Here is a 19,888-nt window from a genome sequence, read left to right on the forward strand (position 1 = left end):
ATGAGGACACACGTGATGAAGGGCGGGGCAACTCAACGGACAATGCGGGCCTTCATGGTCCGCGCATTGTCGTTCTCGGCCGTCGCGGCGCTCTCGCTCAACCCGGCGCTGACGCCGGTGGTGGCGAGTGATTATCGTGCCGCGCCTGCCCCTGCCGCATCGGCCGACGGCGGCCAGATGAATGCCCGTTTCCTCTCGCTCGGCGTCGGCAAATCGATCGTGATCGACCTGCCCAGGGACATCAAGGACGTGCTGGTGGCCGATCCGAAGATCGCCAACGCCGTGGTCCGCTCGGCGCAGCGCGCCTACATCATCGGCGCGACGGTCGGCCAGACCAACATCGTGTTCTTCGACGCCACCGGACAGCAGATCGCGGCCTATGACATCGCCGTCAAGCGCGACCTCAACGGCGTCCGTCAAGCGCTGCGCGCGGCGCTGCCGAATTCCGATATCCAGATCGAGGGCGTCGGCGACGGCGTGATGCTGACCGGCAGCGCGGCGAGCCCGATCGATGCGCAGCAGGCCGGCGAGATCGCCACCCGGCTGGTCGGCGGCCCCGACAAGGTCGTGAACTCGATCGCGGTTCGCGGCCGCGACCAGGTAATGCTGAAAGTCACGGTTGCCGAAGTCTCGCGCAGCCTGATCAAGCAGCTCGGCATCGACCTCACCGCGAACCTCAACTACGGCACGACCGTGGTGAAATTCGCCAACAGCAATCCGTTCACGGCGAACAGCGGGCCACTGGTGTCCGGCAACAATCTCACCACCGCGTTCGGATCGTCGGTGACGGCGACGCTGCGCGCCATGGAGAGCGCCGGCGTGGTACGGACGCTCGCCGAACCGAACCTGACCGCGATTTCAGGCGAATCGGCAACCTTCATCTCGGGCGGCGAGTTTCCAATTCCGACCGGCGTGACCTGTCAGACCTCGTCGACCGGCACGATCGGGAATTGCGTCCAGACCGTCAGCTTCAAGAAATTCGGCATTTCGCTCAACTTCACCCCGGTGGTGCTGACCGAAGGACGGATCAGCCTGCGCGTGATGACCGAAGTGTCGGAAGTCTCGACCGAGAATGCACTGACGGGCGGCGCGGGTGGAACGACGATCCCCTCGATCAAGACCCGCCGCGCCGAGACCACGCTGGAGATTCCCTCGGGCGGCTCGATGGCCATGGCCGGCCTGATCCAGGACCAGACCAAGCAGGCGATCAACGGCCTTCCGGGGCTGGCGTCGCTGCCGGTGCTCGGCACGCTGTTCCGCAGCCGCGACTTCGTCAACAACCAGACCGAACTGATGGTCCTGGTAACGCCCTATGTCGTTCGCGCGGTGGCCCAGAAGGACCTGTCGCGTCCAGATGACGGCTTCGCCAACGCATCCGATCCGCAGGCCGACCTGCTGGGCAGCCTCAATCGAATCTACGGCGTGCCTGGCCGCACCGAGCCGGCGCGGAATTACCGCGGCACCTACGGCTTCATTACCGACTGAGGCGGACGATGACACAGACCACACCCAGACCATCCGCCGATCACAAGCGCACCGTCAGTCTCGCCGGAGCGCTCGTCGGCCTTGCCATGACGCTCGGCGCCTGCCAGCACGCCGCCGACAACAGTTTCGCGATGGTGGATTCACCGGCCGACTATCGCCTGCGTCACCCGATCGCCGTCACCGAAGGCGACCGCTCGATCGTGGTCTTCGTCGGCCGCAGCCGCGGCGGCCTGACCGCGGAGCAGCGTGCCGAGGTGATGGGAATGGCGCAGGACTGGATGCGCGAAGGCACCGGCGCCGTCACCATCGACGTTCCCGTCGACACGCCGAACGCCCGGCCCGCGCAGGAATCGTTGCGCGAGATCCAGGCGACCTTCGCCGCGGCCGGCGTGCCGCCGCGCGGGATCCTCGTTCGCAAGTACCATCCCGAGAATCCGCGCCTGATGCCGGCGATCCGCGTGAACTATCCCAAGATGAAAGCGGAGGCCGGGCCGTGCGGCCTCTGGCCGGAGGATCTCGGCCCGTCGATGCACAACGGGTCCTACATCCAGAACAAGCAGTACTACAATTTCGGCTGCGCCAATCAGCGCAACCTTGCCGCCATGGTCGAAGACCCGACTGACCTCGTTCAGCCGCGCGCGGAGACCCCTGCCTACACGTCGCGCCGCAACATCGCCTTCGACAAGTATCGCAAGGGCAACACCACCGCCACGACCTATCCCGAGGCCGACAGGGCCAAGCTAAGCGACACAGGAAAATGATCACCTACGCGCAGCAAAACTCCGAAGAGCAGACGGACGCCCCGCCGCAGGCCGTGGACGACCATATTGCTCCGGCGCCACGGGTTTCGGTTCAGGCGTTCTGCGAGACGGTCGAGACCGCCGCCGCCGTGCAGTCGGCGGGCGAGGATCGCCGGCTGGCCAAGGCTCACCTCAAGATCCAGATGGGCGGCATGGCGGCCGCCATCGAGGCCTATCGCTCGGCGCCAACGCCCAACGTCATCATCCTCGAGACCGAGGGCCGCAGCGACATTCTGGCCGGCCTCGACCAGCTCGCCACGGTATGCGACGCCGGCACAAGGGTTGTCGTGATCGGCCGTGTCAACGACGTCACGCTGTACCGCGAGCTGGTGCGCCGCGGCGTCAGCGACTACGTGATCGCACCGGCGCATGCGATCGACGTGGTGCGCGCGGTCTGCAACCTGTTCTCGGCGCCGGAAGCCAAGGCTGTCGGCCGCGTCGTCGCCATCGTCGGCGCCAAGGGCGGCGTCGGCGCCTCGACGATCGCGCACAATGTCGCCTGGGCGATCGCCCGCGATCTGGCGCTGGATTCCGTGGTCGCCGATCTCGACCTTGCGTTCGGCACCGCCGGCCTCAACTACAACCAGGATCCAGCGCAGGGCATCGCCGATGCCGTGTTCTCGCCGGACCGCATCGATACTGCTTTCGTCGACCGCCTGCTGTCGAAATGCACCGACCATCTTAGCCTGCTGGCGGCGCCAGCCACGCTCGACAAGGTCTACGATTTCGGCGCCGAAGCGTTCGATGCGATCTTCGATACGCTGCGCACCACGATGCCCTGCATCGTGCTCGACGTGCCGCATCAATGGTCCGGCTGGACAAAGCGGGCGCTGATCGCGGCCGACGACATCCTGATCGTGGCGGCGCCCGACCTCGCCAATCTGCGCAACGCCAAGAACATGTTCGACCTGTTGAAGGCGTCACGGCCGAACGACCGCGCACCGTTGTACTGCCTGAACCAGGTCGGTGTGCCAAAGCGTCCGGAGATCGCGGCCGGCGAATTCGCCAAGGCGATCGAAAGCCAGCCGATCGCCGCCATCCCGTTCGATCCGCAGATCTTCGGTTCGGCCGCCAACAACGGCCAGATGATCGCGGAGATCTCCGCCAATCACCGCGCAGTCGAGATGTTTCTGCAGATGGCGCAGCGGCTGACAGGCCGCGGCGAAACCAAGAAGCCGAGGGGGTCCTTCCTGTCGCCCCTGCTCGAAAAGCTGCGGTCCAAATAGCGGTCCGCGTGGAGTCAAGACGTCGTGTTTGGTAAGCGTAGCGGAAACGATGGGGATTTGCGGGCACCCAAGCCCGCTTTTCAGACGCCGGAGCCTGCCGGCTCGTCGCCGATGGCGCGCGAGTCCGCCGCCCCGACGATATCGTCGCCTCCGCTGGCCCCGGCCAAGCCGCCGCCCGCTCCCGCCGTCGAAGCCCGCCGCTCGGACAATTACTATCAGGTCAAGGCCACGATCTTCGGCGCCCTGATCGAGGCGATCGACCTTGCCCAGCTCGCCAAGCTGGACAGTGAGTCGGCGCGCGAGGAAATCCGCGACATCGTCAACGAGATCATCGCGATCAAGAACATCGTGATGTCGATCGCCGAGCAGGAAGAGCTGCTCGACGACATCTGCAACGACGTGCTCGGTTACGGACCGCTCGAACCCCTGCTGTCGCGCGACGACATCGCCGACATCATGGTCAACGGCGCGGGCACCGTGTTCATCGAAGTCGCCGGCAAGATCCAGCGCACCGGCATCCGTTTTCGCGACAACCAGCAGCTTCTCAACATCTGCCAGCGCATCGTCAGCCAGGTCGGCCGGCGCGTCGACGAATCCTCGCCGATCTGCGACGCCCGCCTCGCCGACGGCTCGCGCGTCAACGCCATCGTGCCGCCACTGGCGATCGACGGGCCCGCGCTCACCATCCGCAAATTCAAGAAGGACAAGCTGACGCTGGAGCAGCTCGTCAAGTTCGGCGCGATCACGCCGGAAGGGGCGACCATCCTGCAGATCATCGGCCGGGTCCGCTGCAACGTGATCATCTCGGGCGGTACCGGCTCGGGCAAGACCACGCTGCTGAACTGCCTGACCAACTATATCGAGCACGACGAACGCATCATCACCTGCGAAGACGCCGCCGAACTTCAGCTGCAGCAGCCGCATGTGGTGCGGCTGGAAACCCGGCCGCCGAACATCGAAGGCGAGGGCCAGGTCACGATGCGCGAGCTGGTCCGCAACTGCCTGCGTATGCGCCCCGAGCGCATCATCGTCGGCGAAGTCCGCGGACCCGAGGCGTTCGACCTGTTGCAGGCGATGAACACCGGCCACGACGGCTCGATGGGCACGCTGCACGCCAACAATCCCCGCGAAGCGCTGTCGCGCTGCGAATCCATGATCACCATGGGCGGCTTCTCGCTTCCCTCACGCACCATTCGCGAGATGATCTGCGCCTCGGTCGACATCATCGTGCAGGCCGCGCGCCTGCGCGACGGTTCGCGCCGCATCACCCACATCACCGAGGTGATGGGCATGGAAGGCGACACCATCATCACCCAGGACATCTTCCTCTACGACGTGGTCGGGGAGGACGCCAACGGCAAGATCATCGGCAAGCACCGCTCGACCGGCATCGGCCGGCCGCGCTTCTGGGAGCGGGCTCGCTACTACAATGAAGAGAAGCGGCTTGCGGCGGCGCTTGATGCCTCCGACTCGCCGGCGCCGGTCTAGGGGAGCGCAGGATGCAGACGCAAACGCTCGCTCTGGCCTTCCTCGCCGCCACCACCGTGGGCGGCATCGCCTGGGTCTTCCTGTACCCGTACCTTTCGGGGGAGAAGAAGGCCGAGTCGCGCCGCGCATCGGTGGCGCGCAGCGAACAGTCGACGACGCGCGGCAGTGAGCGCACGCAGCGCTCCCGCCGCGAGCAGGTCGAGGGATCGCTGAAGGAGCTCGAGGCACGGCGGCAGAAGGACAAGAAGGTCCCGCTCGGCGTCCGCATCTCGCAGGCCGGACTGGAGTGGTCCGAGCAGAAATTCTGGATGATCTCCGGCGCCCTCGGCCTGTTCGGGTTCGGCGTGGCATTCATGGTCGGCGGAGGACTGCTCGGTGCGGCCGGCATCGGCTTCGCCATGGGTCTCGGCGCACCGCGCTGGCTGCTTGGCTTCTTGAAGAAGCGGCGGGAGAAGGCATTCCTGAAGGCGCTGCCCGACGCCGTCGACGTCATCGTGCGCGGCATCAAGGCCGGCCTGCCGCTGTTCGAATCGCTCAAGGCGGTCGTCAACGACGCGCCCGAGCCGCTGCGCAGCGAGTTCCTCGCGATCATCGAGACCCAGGCGATCGGCATGCCGCTCGGCGAGGCCTGCGCCCGGCTCTACGAGCGCATGCCGCTGCCGGAGGCGAATTTCTTCGGCATCGTGATCGCGATCCAGCAGAAGTCCGGCGGCAATCTGTCGGAAGCGCTCGGCAATTTGTCGCGGGTGCTGCGCGACCGCAAGAAGATGGCCGAGAAGATCCAGGCGATGTCGATGGAAGCCAAGGCCTCCGCCGCCATCATCGGCTCGCTGCCGCCGATCGTGATGATCCTCGTGTTCCTCACGACGCCGGACTACATCGCCCTGCTGTGGACGGAGCCGATGGGCCAGCTGATGCTGGTTGGCTGCGCGCTCTGGATGACGTGCGGCGTGCTGGTGATGAAGAAGATGATCAACTTCGATTTCTGACGGTGCAGCATGATTGATATTCTGATCGCCAAGCTTCACGACGTCAGGTTCATGACCATGCTGCTTGCCTTCTTCGCGGCAAGCGCGACGGTCTACACGCTGGTGATGCCGCTGCTCGCCGGCGGCGACCTCAACAAGCGCATGAAGGCCGTCGCCAGCGAGCGCGAACGCCTCCGGCAGCGCGAACGCGAACGCCTGGCCAAGTCGGAAAAGGTGACGCTGCGCCAGACGCCGAGGCAGGCCGTCTCCAAGATGGTGGACGACCTGAACCTCACCAAATGGCTGGCTCAGGAAGCGGCAATCGAGAAGCTCGTGATGGCCGGCTATCGCGGCCATGCGCCGTATGTCTACTTCCTGGCAGCACGGGCGGTCACGCCGGTTCTGATGCTGATCGCCGCAATCATCTACACGTTCTTCATCGCCGGCGCGACCTGGTCGCTGACGCTCAAGATCGGCATTTGCGTCGGCGCGGCCTATGCCGGCCTGCAGGCGCCGATGCTGTTCCTGAAGAATGCGATCTCCAAGCGCCAGCTCCAGATCAAGCGCGCTTTCCCGGATTCGCTCGATCTGCTGCTGATCTGCATCGAGTCGGGCATGTCGGTCGAAGTCGCGTTCCGCAAGGTCGCCAACGAGATCGTTGGACAGTCGATCGCGCTGTCGGAGGAGTTCGCGCTGACGACCGCGGAATTGTCTTACCTGCAGGACCGCAAGTCCGCCTACGAGAACCTGGCGCGCCGCACCGGCCTCGAAGGCGTGAAGTCGGTCTGCATGGCCTTGCAGCAATCCGAACGCTACGGCACGCCGCTCGGCCAGAGCCTGCGCGTGATGGCGCAGGAAAACCGCGACATGCGCATGAACGAGGCCGAGAAGAAGGCCGCGGCGCTGCCGCCCAAGTTGACCGTGCCGATGATCCTGTTCTTCCTGCCCTGCCTGTTCATCGTGATCCTCGGGCCGTCCTACATCAAGATCGCCGCGATGCACTGAGCTGCGCAGCAGCGGCTGCGAACACACCCGGCAATGCCGGGCGTTTTCTTTTGTGGGCACATAAGTACGATGCTTCGCTAGCTTGCGAGCTTCGCTATCAAACGCAATAGGAGTGGAGCAGCTAGTCGTCCTTGGCGACGACAGGTGCGGCGCGCGATGCGGTCCGCGGCCCATCCTTGCGGTTTAGCATGTCGCGGAGATAGGCGACGTTGGCCGCCGCCTCTTCCGCCGGCAGGTCGGCCTTGACGATGGTTTCAGCCTCGGCGAAGCGGCCCTGCAGGCCGACCACCAGAGCCAGGTTCTGCCGGATGCGGGTATCGGCGCGGGCGCTGGCATAGGCCTGGCGCAGCGTCTCTTCCGCCTTCGGCAATTCCTTGGTCAGCATGTAGGACAGGCCGAGATTGGAGAGCACCGACGGCTCGTCCGGAGCCAGTCGAAGCGCGCTGGCGTAATAGCGCCGCGCTTCCTCGTGCCGGTTCAACTTGTCGAGCGTGGTGCCCTGCACCGACAGGATCCGCCAGTCCGGATTGTCCGGACTGTGCGCGCGGCTCAACACGTCGAATGCGGCCTGCGAATTGCCGTTGTCGGCCAGCGCACGGCCATAGGCGGCGAGCAGCGGCTTGCTGCCGGGGCTGGCGAGCGTGGCCTGCTCCAGCACGGCGCAGGCCTGCGAACGCTGTCCAGTCATGCGCAACGCCTGGCCGTAGGCGATCGCCGCGTCGACATCCTTGGGGTTCTTGCGATAGCGCTCGCCATAGAGCTCGACGCCGCGACGCGGATCGTCAGGCGTGGGATCCGGCCGCGACGCGGTCGATCCGATCACGTCGGACATGGTCTGGCAACCGCCAAGCCCCGCGGCCAAAAGCGCCACGAGGGCTGCGGAAGCGAGATGCCGGGTCAAATTGGACTGTCGACGCATGGCACTGTGACTCACGAAATCGGGCGAATGGATCCAACTGAGCGTGCCAGCAATAGACTGTTAACCCTAACGTCTGGTTAACTGGCACGGTCAGGGATCGGCGCACCCGGTTCCAGTGCCGCAGGTCACGTCAACCGTGGGCGCGCTACCATCCGCCATGAAAGGCGTGTAGTAGCCAACCAACGACGCCAGAACAGCCGAGAGCCGCATGCCATCCGTGTTCGAGACCGCACCCACCACCGCCGTCACGCCGATCACCTTCGTTACCAGGGCGACATGGGATGCGATCCGCAGCGAATTGCCGGTGTCGGCCCGCCTGTTCGCCGAGGCCAACGGCTTTGAGGCCAAGCCCGGCAAATCCCTTGCCTTGCCGGCGGCTGACGGCGGCATCGCGCAGGTGCTGTTCGGCCTCGAGGATTCCGATCACAAAGTGCGCGATCCGTTCCGGCCCGGCGCCCTGCCCGGCCTGCTGCCGCCGGGCGTCTACCGCTTCGCCAATGCGCCGCATGACACACGGCTTGCCGCGCTCGCCTTCGCGCTCGGCTGCTACCGCTTCGGCCGCTATCGCAAGAACAAGGCCCCCGAGGTTCGCCTGGTGCCGCCCGATGGCGTCGATGCCGCCGAGATCGCGCGGATTGCGGATGCCGCGGCGCTGGCGCGCGACCTCATCAACACGCCGTCCAACGACATGGGCCCGGCCGAGCTCGCCGAGGTGGCACGCGATCTCGCAAGCCGGTTCGGCGCCGCCTTCAATTGCATCGATGGCGACGAGCTCGCGCAGAACTTCCCGCTGATCCACGCCGTCGGCATGGCATCGACGCGCGCACCGCGGCTGATCGATCTGAGCTGGGGCGATCCGGCCCATCCAAAGGTGACGCTGGTCGGCAAGGGCGTCTGCTTCGACACCGGCGGGCTCGACCTCAAGCCGTCGAGCGGCATGCTGATCATGAAGAAGGACATGGGTGGCGCCGCCAACGTGCTGGCGCTGGCGCAGATGGTGATGGACGCGAAGCTGAAGGTGCGGCTGCGCGTGCTGATCCCGGCGGTCGAGAACGCGGTTGCCGGCAACGCGTTCCGCCCGCTCGACATCTTCAAGTCGCGCAAGGGCATCACCGTCGAGATCGGTAACACCGACGCTGAAGGACGGCTGGTGCTCGCCGACGCGCTGGCGCTGGCCGACGAGGAGACGCCGGATCTCCTGGTCGATCTCGGCACGCTGACGGGCGCGGCGCGGGTGGCGCTGGGCCCGGATCTGCCGCCGTTCTACACCAATGACGAGGCGCTCGCCGGCGACGTCGCAGATTGTGCAAGGCGAGAGAACGACCCGCTGTGGCGGATGCCGCTATGGCCGGCCTACGATGCCTGGCTCGACTCCAAGACCGCCGACATCACCAACGCGCCGTCAGGCGGTTTTGCGGGCTCGATCACCTGCGCGCTGTTCCTGCAGCGCTTCGTCGAGCACGCCAGGAGCTGGCTGCATGTCGACATCTACGGCTGGACGCCATCAGCAAAGCCCGGCCGCCCCGAAGGCGGCGAGTGCCAGGCCGCGCGCGCGATCTATAAATTGCTGAGCCAGCGCTATGGATGATCCCCGCCTTACTCCCGCCCGCGTCGACGTCGCCGCGAAATATCTCGAGGGCAAGGTCAGGGCTGCACGCTTCGTCGAAGGCGAGACCTTCGAGGTCGTTGACGCCATCGCCCCGCTGCGGCAGGCGCCGGCCGCCGATGCCGAACAGATGACGCAGGCGCTGCGCGGCGAGCGCGTCACGATCTACGACCGCAACGGCGAAGGCTGGGCCTGGGGTCAGCTCGCCGATGATGGCTACGTCGGCTGGATTCCCGAGGCCGCGCTGACCAAGCCCGGCGCCGCGCCCACGCACAAGGTGACGGTGCTGCGCACGCTGGCGTTTCCCGGGCCGTCGATCAAGCTGCCGCCGGTCGAGGCGCTGGCGCTGGGGAGCAAGCTCGCCATCATTCGCGAGGACGGCGCCTTCGCGGTGACCCGCGACGGCTGGCACCTGCCGCGTCAGCACCTTGCGCCGCTCGACGCGATGGCGCAGGACTTCGCAGGGATCGCCGAGCAATTCGTCAGCACGCCTTATCTGTGGGGCGGCAAGTCGGGCCTCGGCATCGACTGCTCCGGCCTGGTGCAGATCGCGCTGACGGCCGCCGGCACCGGCTGCCCGCGCGACAGCGACATGCAGCAGGAAGGGCTCGGCCGCGAATTGACGGCTGCGGAATCCAAGCATCTGCAGCGCGGCGACCTGATCTTCTGGAAGGGCCATGTCGCGATTGTGCGCGATGCGACGACGATCGTTCACGCCAACGCGCATCACATGGCGACGGTGGTGGAGAACACGGAGGCCGCGATTGCGCGGATCAAGGCCGCCGGCAGCGAGGTGCTGGCGATCAAGCGGCTATAGCCGCTTCCGTCATTCCGGGGCGATGCGAAGCATCGAACCCGGAATCTCGAGGTTCCGGATTCAACGCTGCGCGTTGCCCCGGAACGACAGTCAGGTCGCCACCGTCCCGTCGCCGGCGGCTTCGATGCGGAACGCGGCGGCGAACAGTGCGCGGGTGTAGTCGCTCTTCGGATTCTTGAACAGCTCGGAGGCCGGCCCCTCCTCCTCGACCTTGCCGGACTTCATCACGATCAGATGGCTCGCCAGCGAGGCGACCACGCGCAGATCGTGCGAGATGAACATGTAGGTCAGTTCGCGCTTGCGCTGCAAATCGCGCAACAGGTCGACCATCTGGGCCTGCAGCAGCATGTCGAGCGCTGAGGTCGGCTCGTCCAGCACCACGAAATTCGGCTCCAGCACGACGGCGCGCGCGATCGAGATGCGCTGGCGCTGGCCGCCGGAAAATTCGTGCGGATAGCGGAAGCGCCAGTCGGGATCGAGACCGACGTCCTTCAATGCCTTGATCACCCGCGCCTCGCGCTCCTCGCGCGACAGCTGCTTCTGATGCACCTCGAGCCCTTCGGCGATGATGTCGGCCACCGACATGCGCGGGCTGAGAGAGCCGAACGGGTCCTGGAACACGATCTGCATGTCGCGGCGGAACGGCCGCATCTGCTTGAAGCGCAGGCCCTGGATGTCCTTGCCGAGGAACACGATCGGACCGTCGGAGGAAATCAGCCTGAGCAACGCGAGCCCGAGCGTGGTCTTGCCGGAGCCGGACTCGCCGACTACGCCGAGCGTCTCGCCCTTGCGCACCGCGAGGCTGACACCATCGACCGCCTTGATATGACCGACGGTCGAGCGCAGCAGCCCGCGTTTGATCGGAAACCAGACCTTGAGATTGTCCGCCGACATCACGACCGGCGCGCCCGGCTGCGGCGGCGCCGGATCGGGCTTCGGCTCGGCCGCGAGCAGCGCCTTGGTGTAGGCGTGCTGCGGCGCGGTGAAGACCTGCTCGACCGGACCCTGCTCGACGATCTTGCCGTTGTTCATCACGCAGACGGTGTCGGCGATGCGGCGAACGATGCCGAGATCGTGGGTGATGAACAGCAAGCTCATGCCGAGCCGCGCGCGGATCTCGGCCAATAGTGCCAGGATCTGCGCCTGCACGGTGACGTCGAGCGCCGTGGTCGGCTCGTCGGCAATCAACAGATCGGGCTCGTTGGCGAGCGCCATCGCGATCATCACGCGCTGGCGCTGGCCGCCGGACAGTTGGTGCGGATAGCTCTTCAGCCGCGTCTCCGGCTCGGGGATGCCGACCTGGCCGAGCAATTCCAGCGTCCGCGCCCGCGCCGCCGGACCACTGATGCCCCGATGCAGCGACAGGATCTCGCCGATCTGGGTCTCGATGGTCTGCAGCGGATTGAGCGAGGTCATCGGCTCCTGGAAGATGATCGAGATGTCGTTGCCGCGGACCTCGCGCATCTCCCGATCGGACGCGGCCAGGAGATCGCGGCCGCGGAACCGGATCGCGCCGGAGGGATGCGAAGCCGTCGGATAGGGCAGCAGCTTCAACACCGACAGCGCGCTGACGGATTTTCCCGAACCGGATTCGCCGACCAGCGCGACGCACTCGCCGCGCTTGATCGAGAACGAGATGCCGTCCACTGCGACCGAACGGCCGAAGGCGACCGAGAGGTCGCGGACATCGAGTAAAGGCTGGTTGGTCGCGTCCATGCGTCAGCCCTTCGAGAACGTCTTGCGCGGATCGAAGGCGTCGCGCGCGGCTTCGCCGATGAAGATCAGCAGCGACAGCATGATCGCGACCGAGAAGAATCCGGTGAGGCCGAGCCACGGCGCCTGCACATTGGCCTTGCCCTGCGACAGCAATTCACCGAGCGAGGGCGAGCCGGGTGGCAGGCCGAAGCCAAGGAAGTCGAGCGCCGTCAGCGTCATCACCGAAGACGAGACGATGAAGGGCAGGAACGTCATGGTCGCGACCATCGCGTTCGGCAGCAAATGGCGGAACATGATCTTGCCGTTGGAGACGCCGAGCGCGCGCGCCGCCTGGATGTATTCGAAATTGCGGCCACGCAGGAATTCGGCGCGCACGAGGCCGACCAGCGAAACCCAGGAGAACAGCAGGAGGATGCCGAGCAGGATGAAGAAGCCCGGCGGCAGCACCGCCGAGATGATCAGCAGCAAATAAAGCGAGGGGATCGCGGTCCAGATTTCGATCAGCCGTTGGAAGATGAGATCGGTCCAGCCGCCGAAATAGCCCTGCACACCGCCGGCGGCGATGCCGATGATCGAGGACAGGATGGTCAGCGTCAGGCCGAACAGCACCGAAATGCGGAAGCCGTAGATCAGCCGCGCGACGACGTCGCGGCCCTGATCGTCGGTGCCGAGCCAGTTGTATTCGAGGTCGCGGCAGCCAGTCAGCCCCTTCCGCTTCACCACGTCCGCGCACTGCTTTTCGGTCAAGAGCCAGGTCGGCTTCGACGGCACCGCCGTCGGCGGGTCGAGGTTGCGGCTGTCATAGGAGTAACGGATCGGCGGCCAGATCATGCTGCCGCCTTTGGCGGCGATCTGCTTCTGCAAGTATGGATCGCGGTAGTCGGCCGCGGTCTCGAAGTCACCGCCGAAGGTGGTCTCGGCATAGGTGAAAATCACCGGCCAGTAGTAGCGGCCGTCATATTTGACGAGCAGCGGCTTGTCGTTGGCAATGAAATTGGCGAACAGCGACGCCACGAACAGGAAGAGGAATATCCAGAACGACCAGTAGCCGCGGCGGTTCGCCTTGAAGTTCTGCCAGCGCCGCTTGTTCAGCGGCGACGGCGAGAAGCCGTGGCGCGTGGCAGGTACGGCCTCGCCGAGCGGCGATTGCGTCGAAGTCTCGACCGGCTGGGGCGCGAGCAGCGTCATCAGACCTCCCGCGCCTCGAAGTCGATCCGCGGATCGATCCACATATAGGCAAGATCGGACAGCAGGTTGACCACCAATCCGACCAGCGAGAAGATGAACAGCGTCCCGAACACCACCGGATAGTCGCGGTTCAGCACGCTTTCGAAGCCGAGCAGGCCGAGCCCGTCGAGCGAGAAGATGGTTTCGATCAATAGCGAGCCCGAGAAGAATGCGTGGATGAACGCGCCCGGAAAGCCCGCGATCACGATCAGCATGGCGTTGCGGAACACGTGGCCGTACAGCACCTGACGCTCGCTGCAGCCCTTGGCGCGCGCGGTCATCACATATTGCTTGCGGATCTCGTCGAGGAACGAGTTCTTGGTCAGCAGCGTCATGGTGGCGAAGGCGCCGAGCGCCATCGACACCAGCGGCAACGTCAGATGCCAGAAATAGTCGATGATCTTCCAGTACCAGGGGAATTGCGACCAGCCGTCCGAGGTCAGGCCGCGCAGCGGGAAGATATTGAGGAACGAGCCGCCGGCGAACAGCACGATCAAGAGGATCGCGAACAGGAAGCCCGGGATGGCAAAGCCGATGATGATCACCGCCGAGGTCCAGGTGTCGAACCGCGAACCGTCCTTCACCGCCTTGCGGATGCCGAGCGGGATCGAGATCAGATAGGTCAGAAGCGTCATCCAGATGCCAAGCGACATCGAGACCGGCAGCTTTTCCTTGATCAGCTGGATCACGCTGACGCTGCGGAAATAGCTGTTGCCGAAGTCGAACCGCGCGAAATTCCAGACCATCAGGGCGAAGCGCTCGGGCGCCGGCTTGTCGAAGCCGAACTGCACCTCGAGCTTCTTGATGAAGTCAGGATCGAGGCCTTGCGCGCCGCGGTATTTCGAATTGATGGCCGCGCCGGCGCTCGCGCCCTGACCACGCTGCGCACCGAAATCGCCGCCGCCGCCGGACACGCGCGAGGTCCCGCCGGTATCGGCGCCGTTGATCTGCGCGATAACGCGCTCGACCGGACCGCCCGGAGCAAACTGCACGACCACGAAGGACACGAACAGGATGCCGAGCAGCGTCGGCAGCATCAGCAGGATACGTCGGGCGATATAGGCGCTCATCGGCTACTTCGCCTGCTCGAGCTTTGCGGCCTTGGCCGCATCGTACCACCAATTCTCCGGCGCACCGACGCCCTGCGCGTATTTCGCCGGCTTCTCCTGATGGCCGTACTGATCCCAATAGGCGACCCGATGCTTGTTGGAATACCATTGCGGCACCCAGTAGCGGCCGGCGCGGAACACGCGGTCGAACGCACGGCACGCGACAGTCAGCGCCTGACGGCTTTCGGCGCCGAGAATCTTCTCGATCAACACGTCGATGACGGGGCTGGAAATGCCAGCGAGGTTGTAGGAGCCCTTGGTCTTGGCCGCATCCGAGGAGAAGAATGCCCGTATGCCGTCGCCGGGCGTCGCCGAGAAGTTGAAGCGCTCCATCGTCATATCGAAATCGAAAGCTTCCAGCCGGGCGCGGTACTGCACCGCGTCGATCAGACGAGGCGTGGCATTGATGCCGAGCACGTTGAGGTTCTTGAGATAGGGCCCATGGTGCGGCTGCAGCGAGGGCTCGTCGAACAGGAATTCGATGTTGAAGGCTTCGCCGTTCGGCAGCACCCGCTTGCCGTCCTTGACGACATAGCCCGCGTCGTTGAGCAGTTGCGCGGCCTTGCGGAGCAGTGTCCGGTCCTGGCCCGAACCGTCGGACACCGGCGGCACGAACGGGGCGCCGAATACCTCGTCGGGCACAGCGCCCCGGAACGGCTCGAGCAGCGCGAGCTCTTCCGGTGACGGCGGGCCGCTGGCCATCAGGTTCGAATTCTGGAACGGCGACACCGTCCGCGCATAGGCGTCGTACATGATGGTCTTGTTGGTCCATTCGAAGTCAAAGGCATAGATCAATGCCTCGCGCACGCGCGGATCCTTGAACTGCTCGCGCCGCATATTCATGAACCAGCCCTGCGCGCCTGACGGCGTGTCGTCGGGCAGCACCTCGCGCCTGACTCGGCCGTCCTTGGCGGCCGCGAAGTCGTAGCGCGTCGCCCAGATCCGCGCGGTGAGTTCCTCACGGAACAGATAGTTCTTGCCGGTGAAGCCTTCGAAGGCGACATCGCGGTCGCGGTAGAATTCGTAGCGCACAGTATCGAAATTGTAGCTGCCGCGATTGACCGGCAGCTCGGCACCCCACCAATCCTTGACGCGGTCGTATTCGACGTAGCGATTGACCTCGAAGCGGCCGACCTTGTACGGCCCGGAGCCGAGCGGTGCATCGAGCGTCGATTCCTCGAACGATCGCGTCGCGTAGTAGGCCTTGGAGAAGATCGGCAGGCTCGCGACATAGAGCGGCACGTCGCGTGCGCGGCCCGCCGCGAAGGTCACCACCACGGTCGCGTCATCGGGCGCCTCGGCCTTGACGAAGTCGCGCAGCTGCACCTGGATCAACGGGTGCCCCTTCTCCTTCAGCGTATTGAACGAGAAGGCGACGTCCTGTGCGGTCAGCCTCACACCATCATGGAAGCGCGCTTCGGGACGCATGGTGAAGCGGTAGGTCAGCTTGTCCGGCGAGATCTGCACCGATTTTGCGGCAAAGCCGTACATCGCGTCGGGCTCGTCATTGGCGCGCGACATCAGGGTCGCAAACGTCATGTCCATGCCCTGCGCGCCCTCGCCCTTCAGGATGTAGGCATTGAGCGAGCTAAAGGTGAAGTAGGATTGATTATAGGCGCGTACCGACGGGATCAGCGAGAACGCGCCGCCCTTCGGCGCCTTCACGTTGACATAGTCGAACTGCTGAAACTCCGCCGGGTATTTCAGGTCGCCGAACACCGACATGCCGTGCATCTCGGTTCCGTTGTCGGCCGCCGCCGGTGCGACACGCAAGCCTGCAGCACTCAACGCACCGATGCCGAGACCGAGTGCGTGCCGACGGGAGAATAGCGCCATGCGCGAATCCTTCGATCTTATGAACGCTTGAGCTTGGCCGCCTTGTCGGCGTCGAACCACCAAATCGCAGGGAATCCTGAGAGGCCGTATTTGGGCAATTCTGCCGGACGGCCGAAGCGATCCCAACGTGCCGTGCGCAGCTTCGGATAATTCCACTGCGGAATGACGTAATGGTTCCACAACAACACGCGGTCGAGCGCCTTTGTCGCGGCAACGAGATCTTCGCGATCGGTCGCAAAAACCACCCGCTCTATCAATTTGTCGATCACCGGGTTCTTGATGCCGGCAATATTGCGTGATCCGGCTGTGTCCGCAGCTTTCGATCCCCAGTATTCGCGCTGTTCGTTCCCAGGCGACAGGGATTCTCCCCAGGACCCGATGACGATGTCGAAATCCCAGCTGCGAAGCCGGTTCTCGTACTGGATCGGATCAATCGTGCGTACGGTGATCGAAAATCCGAGCCGCTCGAGTGCCGGCTTGTAAGCCAGCATGATCCGTTCGAAATTCGGATCCTCACTCAGCAACTCGATCGAGAACGGCTCTCCACTCTTGGCATCCACGAGCTTGCGGTCGCGCACTTCGTAGCCTGCCTCCTTGAGCAAGCGTGAGGCTTCGCGGAGGTTGTCGCGGACAGCCTCGGGGTTTCCGCCGACCGGGTTGGTGTAGGCCGTTGTGAAAACCTCGGCCGGCACCTGATCGCGCATGGTTTCAAGGATGGCGAGTTCCTTGCCTTGCGGCAGCCCGGTCGCCATCAACTCGTCGGCGCCATCGAAATAGCTAATGATGCGCTTGTACTGGCCGAAGAACAGCAGCTTGTTGACCTCTTCGAAGTCGAACGCGAAGTTCAGAGCTCGGCGAACACGCGGATCCTTGAATTTGGCACGGCGCTGATTCGGGACAAAGGCCTGCATGACGCCCGAACTGCGGTTCGGAAACTCCTCCAGCACCACGCGCTTGTCGGTGACAGCCGGAAAATTATAGGCGGTCGCCCACGCCTTCGCGCTGTTCTCCAGGCGCCAGTCGATCTGATCGCCCTTGAATGCCTCGATCGCAACCGTCGGATCCCTGAAATACTCGTAGCGCAACTCGTCGAAATTGTTGCGCCCAACATTGATCGCGAGGTCGCGCGCCCAATAGTCCTTGACGCGCTCAAGCACGATCGATCTTCCAGCGACGAATTCCTTGACGCGATAGGCGCCCGACCCAAGCGGCTTCTCGAGCGTCGTTCCGGAAACATCACGCTTGCGGCCTTCGCTATCGGTGCTTTCCCACCAGTGTTTGGGCAGGATTGTCAGTTCACCCACGATCTGCGGAAGTTCCCGGTTGCCCGGCATGTCGAACACGAATTTCACGTCGCGATCACCGATCTTCTCTGCCCGGACCACATGGCTGTAGTAGGCTGAATACATCGGATGATGTTTCTTGAACGCCTCAAGCGAGAAGATCACGTCATCCACGGTAACGGGCGCGCCGTCGTGCCATTTGGCCTGTGGGCGAAGACGATAGATGACGTACGAGAAATCGTCGGGATAGCTTGCGGCCTCCGCGAGCCCCCCGTATTGGGTTGATACTTCGTCGAGTGACGGCGTCATCAGGGGTTCGTAGACCAGCGCGACCGCACCCGCGATCGAGCCCTTCACGCCCGAAACCACCACGTTGAAATTATCAAAGGTGCCGATCGCAATCTGGCGAACGCTGCCGCCCTTGGGCGCATCCGGATTGACGTAGTCAAACCGCTTGAAGTCGACCGGGTATTTGACATTGCCGAACAGCGACAAGGCGTGCCGCCATTTTAGCCCGTTCGGAGCGTCATCCGCGAATGCCGGAGTGACCGCTCCGGTGCCGAGGCCGAAACCGAGCGCCGGCGCCATTGCCGCCATTGCGCTGCCCTGAAGGAGGTGTCGTCGGGTGATAGCCAAATTCGGAATTCCTGTTGCTGACCCCGCCTAGATGGACCTCAATATACGGCAACGGTTCGACGATTTACGTTGCTTTTTCCTAATGATGGCCGGTCTGGAACCGATCCGCTGCGGCGAAACGTCTCGATAGCAAATCCGGCAACCCCAAACGAGGGCGACCGTTCCCCATGCGAAAACGGCCAGGCATTGCCTGGCCGTTTCATCCACATGCTTCTGCGAAGCAATTCGTTACTTCGAAGCGGTCGGGAGCGGTGCCGGATGCTCCGAGTTCGAATTCAGATACGCGATGATGTCGGCGCGCTCGCTGTCCTTCGGCACGCCGGCGAAGCCCATCGCGGTGCCGGGGACGAAGCCCTTCGGGTTGGTCAGGAACTTGTTGAGGTCGTCAAACGACCAATCGCCGCCCTTGCCCTTCATCGCAGCCGAGAAATTGAAGCCGCGGCCCTCGCCCTTCTTCTCGCCGACGATGCCGTAGAGGTTCGGACCGACGCGGTTGGGGCCGCCCTTCTCGAAGGTGTGGCAGGCCTGGCACTTCTTGGCGGCCGCCGCACCCTTCTCGACCGAGGCGGTCTGCAGCAGCTTCTCGATCGGCTCGGAGGCGGCCGTAGCGGCCTCGCCGCCACCGCCATGGGACTCTTCCTTCACCGCGATCTCAAAACCCGGCTTCTCCGGCATCTTGGCGGAAAACACCGATCCGGCAGCAAAGCTCATCACCAGAACGACGATGCAGGTGCCGAGAACCGCACCGAGGATTTTGTTGAGTTCGAAGGAGTCCATTTTGGGTCAGGCTCCGGGCCTTGAATGTCGACTTCAGGCCGGGAATACGGCCGCGGGGAAAGACCCGGGAATCGACCTTTCGTGCCTCCCCCCAGGCAGGGTTGAGATATCGGTTTGCCCGCGCTCTGGCAACCCGTATAAACGCGCCGAATTCAACCTCCTCCCCGGCAATTTCCGCAGCCCGGACGGGCCCCGATACGAATGACGCAATCCCGTACCTTGGTGCTGATTCCGGCCCGCATGGCCGCTACGCGCCTCCCCGGCAAGCCGCTGCTCGACATCGGCGGATTGCCCATGATCGTCCACGTGCTGCGGCGGGCCGAGGCGGCCGGGATCGGCCGGGTCGCGGTCGCGACCGACACGGCCGAGATCGCAACTGCGGTGAAGGCTGCGGGCGGCGAGGTAGTGATGACCCGCCCCGACCATCCGTCCGGCTCGGACCGGGTCCATGAAGCGATGATGACCCTCGACCCGGACGGCCGCGCCGAGATCGTGGTCAATCTGCAGGGCGATTTCCCGACCATCACGCCAGAGACCATCCGCAGCGTGATGCCGGCGCTCGACGATCCTGCCGTCGACATCTCGACCCTGGCCTCGCAGATTCATACCGAGGATGAGGATCGGGCCCCCAGCGTGGTCAAGGCAGTCGGCTCTCCGATCGGCGCCAACCGGTTGCGCGCGCTCTATTTCACCCGCGCCACCGCGCCTTATGGCGACGGACCGCGCTACCATCATATCGGCCTCTACGCCTACCGCCGCGCCGCGCTGGAGCGGTTCGTGAAGCTGCCGCCCTCGCCGCTGGAGCAGCAGGAGAAGCTCGAGCAGTTGCGTGCGCTGGAGGCCGGGATGCGGATCGACGTCACCATCGTCGAGACCGTCCCGCGCGGCGTCGACACCCCGGCCGACCTCGAAACCGCCCGGCGGATACTTTCCAAAGCCTGAGCGGCATCTCTTTGTTGAGCATGATCTTTTCGGAAAACCGGTTTCCAC

At 64.6% G+C, this 19,888-nt stretch carries 16 protein-coding genes; 9 read left to right on the forward strand and 7 right to left on the reverse strand.

Annotation, left to right across the window (positions count from 1 at the left end):
- From QDT69_RS17865 to QDT69_RS17890, 6 genes are read left to right on the forward strand one after another with little or no spacing between them, the layout of a single operon-like run.
- Positions 1 to 1,485 (forward strand): type II and III secretion system protein family protein, encoded by a 1,485-nt coding sequence (locus QDT69_RS17865; RefSeq protein ID WP_279707781.1) that lies wholly within the window; start codon positions 1 to 3, stop codon positions 1,483 to 1,485.
- Positions 1,486 to 1,493: 8 nt separating this feature from the next.
- On the forward strand, positions 1,494 to 2,246 hold the full coding sequence (locus QDT69_RS17870; protein WP_279707782.1) for a CpaD family pilus assembly protein: 753 nt from the start codon (positions 1,494 to 1,496) through the stop codon (positions 2,244 to 2,246).
- Entirely contained in the window at positions 2,243 to 3,511 is a 1,269-nt protein-coding gene (locus QDT69_RS17875; protein WP_279707783.1) for an AAA family ATPase, read from the forward strand. The genes QDT69_RS17870 and QDT69_RS17875 overlap by 4 nt, the downstream gene beginning before the upstream one ends.
- Positions 3,512 to 3,535: 24 nt before the next feature.
- Positions 3,536 to 4,999, forward strand: a complete 1,464-nt coding sequence (locus QDT69_RS17880) for a CpaF family protein (protein WP_279707784.1) — start codon at positions 3,536 to 3,538, stop codon at positions 4,997 to 4,999.
- A gap of 11 nt (positions 5,000 to 5,010) precedes the next feature.
- Entirely contained in the window at positions 5,011 to 5,988 is a 978-nt protein-coding gene (locus tag QDT69_RS17885) for a type II secretion system F family protein (RefSeq protein WP_279707785.1), read from the forward strand.
- Between the two features lie 9 nt (positions 5,989 to 5,997).
- Complete coding sequence (locus QDT69_RS17890; protein ID WP_279707786.1) at positions 5,998 to 6,972, forward strand: type II secretion system F family protein; 975 nt, start codon at positions 5,998 to 6,000, stop codon at positions 6,970 to 6,972.
- 121 nt (positions 6,973 to 7,093) lie between these two features.
- Here the strand turns inward: QDT69_RS17890 and QDT69_RS17895 are convergent, their stop codons facing one another.
- Positions 7,094 to 7,891, reverse strand: a complete 798-nt coding sequence (locus QDT69_RS17895) for a tetratricopeptide repeat protein (RefSeq protein WP_279707787.1) — start codon at positions 7,889 to 7,891, stop codon at positions 7,094 to 7,096.
- 208 nt (positions 7,892 to 8,099) lie between these two features.
- Here QDT69_RS17895 and QDT69_RS17900 point away from each other — a divergent pair, with 208 nt between their 5' ends.
- Positions 8,100 to 9,479 (forward strand): leucyl aminopeptidase family protein, encoded by a 1,380-nt coding sequence (locus QDT69_RS17900; protein WP_279707788.1) that lies wholly within the window; start codon positions 8,100 to 8,102, stop codon positions 9,477 to 9,479.
- The gene (locus tag QDT69_RS17905; protein ID WP_279707789.1) at positions 9,472 to 10,314 is read left to right on the forward strand and encodes an NlpC/P60 family protein; all 843 of its coding nucleotides are present in this window, start codon (positions 9,472 to 9,474) and stop codon (positions 10,312 to 10,314) included. Before QDT69_RS17900 ends, QDT69_RS17905 begins: the two co-directional genes overlap by 8 nt.
- Positions 10,315 to 10,404: 90 nt before the next feature.
- Here QDT69_RS17905 and QDT69_RS17910 read toward each other — a convergent pair whose 3' ends face one another.
- The 6 genes from QDT69_RS17910 to QDT69_RS17935 all read right to left on the reverse strand — a co-directional run bounded on the left by QDT69_RS17910 (position 10,405) and on the right by QDT69_RS17935 (position 18,898).
- Positions 10,405 to 12,030, reverse strand: a complete 1,626-nt coding sequence (locus QDT69_RS17910) for an ABC transporter ATP-binding protein (protein WP_279707790.1) — start codon at positions 12,028 to 12,030, stop codon at positions 10,405 to 10,407.
- 3 nt (positions 12,031 to 12,033) lie between these two features.
- Positions 12,034 to 13,218: an ABC transporter permease gene (locus QDT69_RS17915; protein WP_279707791.1), complete on the reverse strand. Its 1,185-nt coding sequence runs from the start codon at positions 13,216 to 13,218 to the stop codon at positions 12,034 to 12,036.
- Complete coding sequence (locus QDT69_RS17920) at positions 13,218 to 14,327, reverse strand: microcin C ABC transporter permease YejB (protein WP_279707792.1); 1,110 nt, start codon at positions 14,325 to 14,327, stop codon at positions 13,218 to 13,220. Before QDT69_RS17920 ends, QDT69_RS17915 begins: the two co-directional genes overlap by 1 nt.
- Positions 14,328 to 14,330: 3 nt before the next feature.
- The gene (locus QDT69_RS17925) at positions 14,331 to 16,202 is read right to left on the reverse strand and encodes an extracellular solute-binding protein (RefSeq protein WP_279707793.1); all 1,872 of its coding nucleotides are present in this window, start codon (positions 16,200 to 16,202) and stop codon (positions 14,331 to 14,333) included.
- A gap of 17 nt (positions 16,203 to 16,219) precedes the next feature.
- A complete protein-coding gene (locus QDT69_RS17930) occupies positions 16,220 to 18,121 on the reverse strand; it encodes an extracellular solute-binding protein (RefSeq protein ID WP_279707794.1) in 1,902 nt (633 codons plus the stop codon).
- A gap of 228 nt (positions 18,122 to 18,349) precedes the next feature.
- On the reverse strand, positions 18,350 to 18,898 hold the full coding sequence (locus QDT69_RS17935; RefSeq protein WP_279707795.1) for a cytochrome c family protein: 549 nt from the start codon (positions 18,896 to 18,898) through the stop codon (positions 18,350 to 18,352).
- A 201-nt stretch (positions 18,899 to 19,099) separates the two neighbouring features.
- Here QDT69_RS17935 and QDT69_RS17940 point away from each other — a divergent pair, with 201 nt between their 5' ends.
- Positions 19,100 to 19,840, forward strand: coding sequence for a 3-deoxy-manno-octulosonate cytidylyltransferase (locus QDT69_RS17940; protein WP_279707796.1), 741 nt, complete (start codon positions 19,100 to 19,102; stop codon positions 19,838 to 19,840).
- Positions 19,841 to 19,888 lie beyond the last annotated feature (48 nt).

This window comes from Bradyrhizobium sp. CER78 (genome assembly GCF_029846235.1).
Classification (GTDB): domain Bacteria; phylum Pseudomonadota; class Alphaproteobacteria; order Rhizobiales; family Xanthobacteraceae; genus Bradyrhizobium.